Source organism: Nocardia sp. NPDC003345 (assembly GCF_053589395.1).
Genome location: NZ_JBSFRU010000550.1, coordinates 1 through 2,071, shown reverse-complemented (window position 1 = coordinate 2,071; position 2,071 = coordinate 1). Strand labels below are relative to the sequence as shown.

Below are 2,071 nucleotides of genomic sequence, written 5' to 3'. Positions count from 1 at the left end.
CCCATGTCCCGCAATGCGAAGTTGGCCAAGATTCCCCTCGGGGTCGCCGGCCGTGCGGCGGTGGGCTTCGGTAAGAAGCTCGCCGGGGGCGATCGCAAGGAGATCAGCACCGAGCTGAACCAGAAGGCCGCCGAGCAGCTGTTCAGCGTTCTGGGCGAGCTCAAGGGCGGCGCGATGAAGTTCGGTCAGGCGCTGAGTGTGATGGAGGCCGCCGTCCCCGAGGAGTTCGGCGAGCACTACCGCGAGGCGCTCACCAAACTGCAGGCCGCCGCGCCGCCCATGCCCGCGGCGACCGTGCACCGGGTGCTCGATCAGCAACTCGGCACCGACTGGCGCAAACGGTTCGAATCCTTCGACGACACCCCGGCCGCGTCGGCCAGTATCGGCCAGGTCCACAAGGCGGTGTGGTCCGACGGCCGTCCCGTCGCGGTGAAGGTCCAGTACCCCGGCGCGGACGAGGCACTTCGCGCCGATCTGCGCACACTCAACCGGATGACCGGGCTGTTCGCGAAGGTCATTCCCGGCGCCGATGTGAAACCGCTGCTCGCCGAGATCACCGAACGCACCGAGGAAGAGCTGGACTATCGCAACGAGGCCGCCAATCAGCGCGCGTTCAGCAAAGCCTACGAGGGTCATCCGGAATTCGTGATCCCCAAGGTGGTGGCCAGCGCGCCGAAGGTGATCGTCAGCGAATGGCTCGACGGCACACCGGTTTCCGCGATCATCGCCGCCGGCCAGGCGGATCCGGAGGGCACCCGGGTATTGCGCAACCGGGTCGCGGGGCTGCTGGGCCGGTTCCACTTCTCGGCGCCGGAGACCGCCGGTCTGCTACACGCCGATCCGCATCCCGGCAATTTCATGATCACTCCGGAAGGCAAGCTGGCAGTGATCGATTACGGTGCCTGCGCGCCGTTGCCGGGTGGTTTTCCGGAGCTGCTGGGCCGTATCCTCGCGCTCGCGGTGGCCGAGGAATACGGCGAGCTCACCGAACTCCTGCATGCCAACGGCTGGGTACTGCCGGGACGTAACCTCACCGAGCAGGAGATCGCGGACTATCTGCGTCCCTTCACCGATCCGATCCGATCCGAATCCTTCCATTTCACCCGGCGCTGGATGCAGCGCGTGGCCGGAAAGGCCACCGACTACTCCTCCCCGGAGATGAAGACCGCCCGCGCGATGATGCTGCCGGGCGAATACGTCATGATCTTCCGGGTTCTCGGCGGATCCATCGGGATCTGCGCCCAGCTCGACGCCGAGGTGCCGTTCATGGCGCTGGCGGCGACCTGGCTGCCCGGTTTCCGCGAAGAGCGCGACAGCGCCTGAGCGTCCCGGGCTCACACACTCGGCGGGATCGCTATGTGGCGGCGGAGCCGGTGACCAGATCGGTGGCCGGTACGAATCGGGCCGCCGGCACCGCATAGCTGCGGGCGACCAAGGCCGCCCGGAGCTGCCACAGAGTATCGGCCCGGGTGATATCGAGCCCGGCGAGCTGCCCTATCCGTTTGAGCCGGTAGTCGACGGTGTTCTCATGGATATGCAGCATCCGGGAGGTGCGGCGGCGGTTGAGGTCGTTGTGCAGATGAACTCGCAGCGTCGACATCAGCTCCGGATGGCAAGAGACCGGATCGAGCAGGGCCGCGAGCCGATCGCGACCCGGTCCCGGGCGGGTGAGCTGGTATTCGAGGGCGAGGTCGTCGAAGCGGTATAGCCCGGGTCGCGCATAGATCCGGCACACCATCTCGAGAAGTTCGTGCGCGATACCGGCCGCGACCGGGATCCGGTCACGCGCGGCCGTGGTCGCGGCGAGGACCAGTGGCGTTCCGGCCGCGAGATCGGCCAGCTCATCCGAGGCACCGGCCGCACCGGGCACCAGAATGGTGCCCCCGGCGGGACCGAGCAGTGCGGGTACCGGCTGCCCGCAGCGAATGGACAGCACTGCCGTGAAGGACAGGACGTACCGGTCGCCGGGGCCCGCCGCGACGGCGAGCACCGTGTATTCGTCGGCGACCGGCACACCGGACTCCCGGGCGATCCGGGCACTGCTGCGCCCCGTCAACAGCGCCCGGGCCAT

Annotated in this window: 2 protein-coding genes; one reads left to right on the top strand and one right to left on the bottom strand. The window is 68.0% G+C overall.

Annotation, left to right across the window (positions count from 1 at the left end; genetic code table 11):
• Positions 1 to 3: 3 nt before the first annotated feature.
• Positions 4 to 1,323, top strand: a complete 1,320-nt coding sequence (locus tag ACWDU1_RS31885; RefSeq protein WP_450004137.1) for an ABC1 kinase family protein — start codon at positions 4 to 6, stop codon at positions 1,321 to 1,323.
• A gap of 31 nt (positions 1,324 to 1,354) precedes the next feature.
• Here the strand turns inward: ACWDU1_RS31885 and ACWDU1_RS31880 are convergent.
• Positions 1,355 to 2,071, bottom strand: a 717-nt coding sequence (locus ACWDU1_RS31880) for a PucR family transcriptional regulator (RefSeq protein ID WP_450004136.1), incomplete at its 5' end; no start/stop codon positions are given.

Excerpts from the sequence above, each read along its gene's own strand:
- ACWDU1_RS31885 (WP_450004137.1), top strand. The coding sequence starts at position 4 with ATGTCCCGCAATGCGAAGTTGGCCAAGATTCCCCTCGGGGTCGCCGGC.